This window comes from Nostocoides japonicum T1-X7 (genome assembly GCF_001046855.1).
Taxonomy (GTDB): Bacteria; Actinomycetota; Actinomycetes; order Actinomycetales; family Dermatophilaceae; genus Nostocoides; species Nostocoides japonicum.
Window position 1 is genome coordinate 4,355,292 of the sequence record NZ_HF570958.1, and the last position, 6,670, is coordinate 4,361,961.

The 6,670-nt window shown below is 72.5% G+C and carries 6 protein-coding genes; 4 read left to right on the plus strand and 2 right to left on the minus strand.

Annotated elements, in window-relative coordinates; translation table 11 throughout:
- Positions 1 to 276 precede the first annotated feature (276 nt).
- Positions 277 to 1,023 carry an SDR family NAD(P)-dependent oxidoreductase gene (locus tag BN12_RS19770; protein WP_048555191.1) on the plus strand — a complete coding sequence of 249 codons (747 nt, stop codon included), beginning with the start codon at positions 277 to 279 and terminating at the stop codon, positions 1,021 to 1,023.
- A 312-nt stretch (positions 1,024 to 1,335) separates the two neighbouring features.
- Positions 1,336 to 2,358, plus strand: a complete 1,023-nt coding sequence (locus tag BN12_RS19775) for a 1-aminocyclopropane-1-carboxylate deaminase (RefSeq protein WP_048555192.1) — start codon at positions 1,336 to 1,338, stop codon at positions 2,356 to 2,358.
- A 305-nt stretch (positions 2,359 to 2,663) separates the two neighbouring features.
- On the opposite strand, the gene BN12_RS24740 is transcribed toward BN12_RS19775, so the two are convergent.
- Positions 2,664 to 2,834, minus strand: a complete 171-nt coding sequence (locus BN12_RS24740) for a hypothetical protein (RefSeq protein WP_157635580.1) — start codon at positions 2,832 to 2,834, stop codon at positions 2,664 to 2,666.
- A gap of 279 nt (positions 2,835 to 3,113) precedes the next feature.
- Between BN12_RS24740 and BN12_RS19785 the strand changes: the two genes are divergently transcribed.
- Complete coding sequence (locus BN12_RS19785) at positions 3,114 to 3,755, plus strand: IMPACT family protein (protein WP_048555194.1); 642 nt, start codon at positions 3,114 to 3,116, stop codon at positions 3,753 to 3,755.
- Between the two features lie 229 nt (positions 3,756 to 3,984).
- Here BN12_RS19785 and BN12_RS19790 read toward each other — a convergent pair whose 3' ends face one another.
- Positions 3,985 to 6,129: a DUF6351 family protein gene (locus BN12_RS19790; RefSeq protein WP_053080123.1), complete on the minus strand. Its 2,145-nt coding sequence runs from the start codon at positions 6,127 to 6,129 to the stop codon at positions 3,985 to 3,987.
- A 187-nt stretch (positions 6,130 to 6,316) separates the two neighbouring features.
- Between BN12_RS19790 and BN12_RS19795 the strand changes: the two genes are divergently transcribed.
- A partial coding sequence (locus BN12_RS19795) for an alpha/beta fold hydrolase (RefSeq protein WP_048555195.1) occupies positions 6,317 to 6,670 on the plus strand: 354 nt, incomplete at its 3' end.

The following is a 6,670-nucleotide window of genomic DNA, read 5'->3' on the forward strand; positions in this document are numbered from 1 at the left end:
CGACGAGCCGCGCCCGGGTCCGCGCGCCCCGGGCGGTCGCGGGCGGCTCGCGCAGCAGCGAGGAGTCCGCGAGCGCGGGCACGTCGGCATCCCGATCCGGGGTCCGGGCCGAAGCGGGGTTCAGGTGTCCCACGCACCCATTGTGGCTCCCTCGGCGTGGCCGTGCGTGGGTGGGCGCGCCCTCGGAGCGAGGACACGCCGCCTCCGTCGCCCGACGCTGACCGGAGGAGCCCAGGCTGGAGGATGTGGGGACCGCCCACGAACCAGGAGCCTGGGATGAGCCACACCGCCATCGTCACCGGCGGCACGCGCGGCATCGGCCGCGCGATCGTCGATCGGCTGCTCGCCGAGGGAGCGCGCGTCGTGACGTGCGGTCGAGGCCAGCGGCCCGCCGACCTGTCCTCCGCGGCGGCCTGGGTGACCGCGGACCTGGCGGACCCTGCCGCGGCCGGAAGGCTCTTCGCGGCAGCGCACGAGGAGTTCGGACGGGTGTCGCTGCTCGTCAACAACGCGGGAGTGCAGGTCGAGAGGACGGTCTCCGAGTCGACCGATGCCGACTGGGAGGCCGTCGTCGGCGTGAACTGTCGGGCGGTCTTCGCCCTGTGCCGTCTCGCCCTCGAGGACATGTCGTCCGATGGCGGCACCATCATCAACATCGGATCCATCTCCGGGGTGGTCTCCGACCCGGGCATGGCGCTCTACAACGCGTCCAAGGCGTTCGTCCACGCGCTGACCCGGTCCATCGCCGTCGACCACGGCCCGGCGGTCCGTTGCAACGCCGTGAGCCCCGGGTGGGTCGACACGGGGATGGCCGACGAGGCCTTCGCTCAGGCCAAGGATCCGGGACATGCTCGCCGCGACGCGCTGGCCCGTCACCCGGCCGGCCGGTTCGGCCGGCCCGACGATGTCGCGGGCCTCGTCGCGTGGCTCGCCTCGCCCGAGGCCGCCTTCGTGACCGGGCAGTGCTTCACCGTGGACGGAGGTCTCACGGCAGCCTCCCCGCTGAATCCCCACTTGTTCTGACGGCCGGCGCGACGATGGCGCAGGCCATCCCGCCTTGCTGGCCGGGACTGCGTTCGTGACCGGGCAGTGCTTCACCGTGGACGGAGGTCTCACGGCAGCCTCCCCGCTGAATCCCCACTTGTTCTGACGGCCGGCGCGACGATGGCGCAGGCCATCCCGCCTTGCTGGCCGGGACCTGCGTTCGTGAGGGGACACGACGTCGAGCACCCGCCGGCCGCCGGGCGCTGGCTGACGGGTTGCCGGACCACCGAGTCCGCGGGGAGGACGGACGGTCCGCGCGGCCCAAGGAACCCGGGCTGGAAGACTGCCGCCATGAGGCTCCAGGAGTTCCCCCGGCACCCACTCACCTTCGGCCCGAGCCCGGTCCACCGGCTCGACCGGCTGACCCGGCATCTCGGCGGCGCCGAGATCTGGGCCAAGCGCGAGGACGTGAGCAGCGGCCTGGCCTTCGGGGGCAACAAGATCCGCAAGCTCGAGTACATCGTGCCCGACGTCCTCGCCCAGGGCGCCGACACCCTCGTCTCGATCGGCGGTGTCCAGTCCAACCACACCCGCCAGGTCGCCGCGGTCGCGGCACACCTCGGCCTGCGGTGCCGACTCGTCCAGGAGCGCTGGGTCGACTGGGACGACCCCGTGGGCGACCGGGTCGGCAACATCCTGTTGTCCCGGATCATGGGCGCCGACGTGCGCCTCGACCCCGCCGGCTTCGACATCGGCATCCGCTCCTCCTGGGAGGAGGCGATCCGCGAGGTCGAGGAGGCGGGCGGGCGGCCCTACGGCATACCGGCCGGAGCCAGCGAGCACCCGCTCGGCGGGCTGGGGTTCGCGAACTGGGCGTTCGAGGTCGCCGAGCAGGAGCGGCAGCTCGGGGTCACCTTCGACACCATCGTCGTCTGCACCGTGACCGGCTCGACGCATGCCGGCATGATCGCCGGTTTCGCGGCGCTCCAGGAGGCGACGGGTGGGCCGGAGCGCCGTGTCCTCGGGATCGACGCGTCGGCGACGCTCGAGCAGACTCGTGACCAGGTGGCACGGATCGCCCGGAACACGGCGCGGCTCATCGAGCTCGGACGGGACCTGCGCGACGACGAGATCACGGTCCTCGAGGGGTGGGCCGGCGACCGCTACGGCATCCCCGTCGCGTCGACGGTCGAGGCGATCCGGCTCAGCGGGCGCCTCGAAGGCGTCATCCTCGACCCGGTGTACGAGGGCAAGTCGATGGCCGGTCTCGTCGACCTCGTAGCGTCCGGCGAGATCCCGCGCGACGCGACGGTGCTCTTCGCCCACCTCGGCGGTCAGCCGGCCCTCAACGCCTACTCCGGCGTCTTCGACTGATCCCCAGGATGGATGCCGGCTCCTGCCTCCGGGTGGTGCTCAGGCCCCGATCGGGTGCGAGAAGGCCAGGTGGTGCAGGGGCCCCGATTGGGTGCGAGAGCGCCAGGGTGGGCGGCTTCGCCGGGGTGGTGCAGGGGCCCCGATTGGGTGCGAGGGCGCCAGGGCTGGTTCTCGGGTGGCGCTCAGGCCCGATTGGGTGCGAGAGCGCCAGGGCTGGTTCTCGGGTGGTGCTCAGGCCCCGATCGGGTGCGAGAACGCCAGCATCGGATGAGCTGTCTCCAGGGATGGTGGGCGGCCCGGGCTTCCTACGATGAGGGCATGTCACGCAGCCGCTGGTCCCTGGCGTCCCGGCGCTCCGTCCTGTCCATCGGGTCCACCCACTCGGTGCTGTCGATCGGGTCGTCGCACTCCGTGCTCTCCATCGCGAGCGTCGGGTCGTTCGCGTCGGTGCTGTCCGTCGGCTCCTCGATGAGCATCCTGTCGCTGCTGTCGAACCAGTCGCGCGGGTCGGTCCTCTCCCACCAGTCCGACCGGTCGGTCCTGTCGGCGCAGTCCCAGCGTGCTCTCCGGGGATTCCGGCATGACGGCATCGGGACGTGTCGGTCCGCGGTCGGGACCGATGCCGGATCCGGACTCGGGGTGGTGCACGGGCCCCGATCGGGTGGCAGATGGCCGGGGGTGGGACTCGGTGGGGTGGTGCACAGGCCCCGATCGGGTGGCAGAGCGCCAGGGTCGGTGCGGGGCTGAGCGGGGAGATGACCGGCGTCTCGGCATACCTCGTCCCGGCTCGCAGCGCCATCGCGGAGATCGAGGTCAAGCGCTCCCGGTTCCGGTGCACCCTCGAGCGGGTCGAGACCGAAGAGGCGGCGCGCGGTGTCGTCGATCGGGTCCGCAGGGAGCACTGGGACGCCCGGCACCATTGCAGCGCCTTCGTCCTCGGCCCGGACGCCGGGACGCAGCGATCCTCCGACGACGGCGAGCCGTCGGGAACCGCCGGCGCGCCGATGCTCGAGGTCCTCCGCGGCCGCGAGGTGAGTGACGTCGTCGCCGTCGTCACCCGGTGGTTCGGCGGGGTGCTCCTCGGGACCGGCGGGCTGGTCCGCGCCTACGGCGACGCCGTGCGGGCCGCGCTCGACGATGCCGGGCTCTCGCGTCGGCGGCTCGTCACGGAGTATGCCGTCCGGCTGCCGCTCGCCGACGCGGGCCGGGTCGACGGGCAGCTGCGGGCCCGCGGCATACCGGTCCGCGAGGTGTCGTATGCCGAGCAGCCCGCCGCCGTCATCCACGCCGCCGAGCCGGTCGGCGAGTCGCCCACCCTGGCTGCCCTCGTCGCCGAGCTGACGGGCGGTTCCGGCCTCGTCGAGCCGACCGGCACCCGCTGGGTCGACGCGTCCTGACCCCGCACGGATGGGAAGGGCGACGGCCCGGATGGCGAGCCGGCGGCCCGCACGTGAGTCGACGACCACCGTTCGGACGGAGAAGTTGCGCGCGGACGGGGAAACTACTCCGTCCATATGCAAGTTCTCCGTCCGAACGGACTGGGCTCATGCGCTGGGCGCGGTGCGCTGAGCGTGCGCACCGTCGGCGTCCGCGCCGAGCGTGTACGCCGACGACGAAGCAGGGGCGTCAGCGGGCGGGGCTGTAGCTGCGCCACGTTCCCGCGGGGGCCTCCTGGAGGACGCCGGGCTTGGCGTAGTCGCAGACGCCCGTGGGGAAGACCGCGCGGAGCGCCTGCTTCTGGGCCGCGGTGAACCGCACGCCGTAGGACGAGAAGTCGATCCTCGAGCGGGAGCACTTCATCGTGTTGTCCATCGACCACGAGGCGCCGGCCGCGATGCGGGTGTTCGTCGCGACCGGGTAGGCCGCGCCGCACCGGCCGGTGTTGGAGGTCGACAGCGGCTCGAGGATGCGCTCGGTCGCCGACAGGTAGCAGCCGTCGCCGAGGTCGGCGGGCTTGTCGCGGATGATCTTCGTCGAGAGGGACCGGTGGCTGGGGTCCGCGTCGACGGCGGTGAGCCAGCGGTCCATGGCGTTCAGCTCGTAGCTGCCCGCGGCCGCCATCTGGTCGGGCACCGGCTGGTTGGCGATGATGACCTGGTTGGCGTAGGTGTCGTTCGCCTTCTGGAGGCGGGCGCGGACGACGAACGACCACTCGCTCGTGTGGATGTCGTTGCCGATGCCGGCCCGGTCGAGGTCCCAGCGCTGGTCGATGATCGCGGTGTCCTTCAGTCCCTGCGACGCCGCGTTCATGAGGTCGGCCCGGTATGCCGCCCGGAGGGCCCAGCGGTCGGCCGTGCTGCGGGTGGTCGTCGGGTTGCCGTTGGCGTCGAAGCCGCCGATCGAGGCGTTGAGGTCGATGAACTGCTGCGGGGTGATGGCGCCGGCCTTGAGGGCGGCGAGGCCGTACTGGACGCCGACGTTGTCGACCGTACGGCGGGCGTACCCGGTCGAGGCCTTCCTGCCGAGGATGTCGATGAGCTGCTCGAAGACGTCGCACTTGACGCCCGTCGGGTTCGTCGTCGGATTCCACCGGACGTCGGCGGGCACGGCGTCCGGGCAGCTGCCGGTCGCCGTGACCCGGTTGGCGAAGGTCAGGACCCACGAGCCGCACGTCGAGGTCGTCGTGAAGCCCTCGATGGCCCTGCGCTGCGCGTCGGTGAGACTCGCGCCGGCGCCGGCGTAGTAGCGCTCGAGGAGCGCGCAGTCGGCGACCGGCTGGAGGGTCGTGAGGACGTCGGGGAAGGAGATGGTCGGGATGATGCCGTCGAGGATGCCCGGGTAGGCGTCGGCGATGTTGTACTGCTGGATCGCGCCTCCCGAGCCGCCCCAGCCGATCGTGTGGGCGACCGGCCCGTAGGTCTCGATGACGTGCTCCTTGACCATCATCGCCGCCTCGGCGGACAGGACGATGTTGCAGTTCTGGTCGAGGACGTTGAGGGAGGAGGAGGCGACGGCATACCCCTGGGAGAGCATGGCGTCCTCCATGACGCCGCCCGTCGTCGCGCCCTGGTGGAAGCCGGCGTTGCAGCCGCCGCCGAAGGTGTAGACGAGCCGGCCGTTCCAGCTCGTGTCGGGCGTGTACGGCGAGGGGTCGCTCCCGTCCCAGAGGGCGGCGACCTGGTAGACCGCGCGGTCGATGGTGCCCTGCTCGAGACGGACGATGTAGGGGACCGAGCGGCCGTCGACCGTCGCGGTCGCGAGGTCCGACGGGGTATGCGCCGGGTCGGCGAGCGCCTTGAAGGAGCCGTCGGTCGACTTGTACTGGTAGGTGACCGACGTCGGGGCCGAGCACTCGGGCGGGGTCGCGGCGGGCAGCCCGTAGGCGGTCGTCTCGCAGTAGAACGGCGTCTGCTGACGGCCCGCGAACACCGGCCCGGTGATGGGGTGGTTGTCGACGGCGAGCGTGCTGCGGTGGCTGCCCGACCGCGCCACGACGGTGTTGTGGCCGCGCCGGAGCCCGTCGACGAGGCCGAGCCACGTGCCGTCGGTCCGCCGGACGAAGTCGGAGGAGACGCTCCTGCCGTTGAGGGTGACGGCCGGCCGGGCGGAGCTGCCGTCGACCTGGAGGAGGACGTCTCCGCCGCTCACGTACTGCGGGTGCGGATTGGACACCGCCGTGAGGGTCACCGCGGTATGCGACCCGTGGGCGGCGACCGGGGCCGCGGTGGCGCTCGTCGCCACGGCCCAGCCGATGGCGAGGGCGGCCGTCGTGACAGCCGCGACGAGGAGGCTCCGAGCCCTCCGACGGGTCGAGCGGTAGGGTCGCCTCATCGTCTGCCTGGCCTTCTCACGTCGCCTTGTGGGCGCCGCGCGGGGTGCGGTGCGCCATCGCCACGCTACTCGCGGGAGGTTGGCGGCAACAGGGGCGGATCGGACACCGCATCAGCTCTGGGAGTGACGGCGCGTCGTCGGGATGCGAGGCTCTCGAGGGAGAGCCGATCATCCGAAGGGACGACGCATGAAGCGATCCGTGAGAGAGGTCGACGTCGCGGTGCCGGGCGGCGGCACGGTCCACGCCTACGACACCGGTGCCCGCGGAGGTCCCACGATCCTCTGGCACCACGGCACGCCGAACATCGGGTTGCCGCCCGCGGAGCCGCTCGCCGAGGCGACCGACCGGCTGGGGATCCGCTGGGTCGGCTACGACCGGCCCGGCTACGGCGGGTCGAGCCCCGCGCCCGGCCGGGACGTCTCCTCCGCGGCGGCCTGCGGGCGGGCTGTGGCCGAGGCTCTCGGGCTCGACCGGTTCGCCGTCATGGGCCACTCGGGCGGCGGTCCGCACGCCCTCGCGTGCGCGGCGCTCCTCCCGGAG

Excerpts from the sequence above, each read along its gene's own strand:
- BN12_RS19770 (WP_048555191.1), top strand. The coding sequence starts at position 277 with ATGAGCCACACCGCCATCGTCACCGGCGGCACGCGCGGCATCGGCCGC.
- BN12_RS19775 (WP_048555192.1), top strand. The coding sequence starts at position 1,336 with ATGAGGCTCCAGGAGTTCCCCCGGCACCCACTCACCTTCGGCCCGAGC.
- BN12_RS24740 (WP_157635580.1), bottom strand. The coding sequence starts at position 2,834 with ATGCTCATCGAGGAGCCGACGGACAGCACCGACGCGAACGACCCGACG.
- BN12_RS19785 (WP_048555194.1), top strand. The coding sequence starts at position 3,114 with ATGACCGGCGTCTCGGCATACCTCGTCCCGGCTCGCAGCGCCATCGCG.
- BN12_RS19790 (WP_053080123.1), bottom strand. The coding sequence starts at position 6,129 with ATGAGGCGACCCTACCGCTCGACCCGTCGGAGGGCTCGGAGCCTCCTC.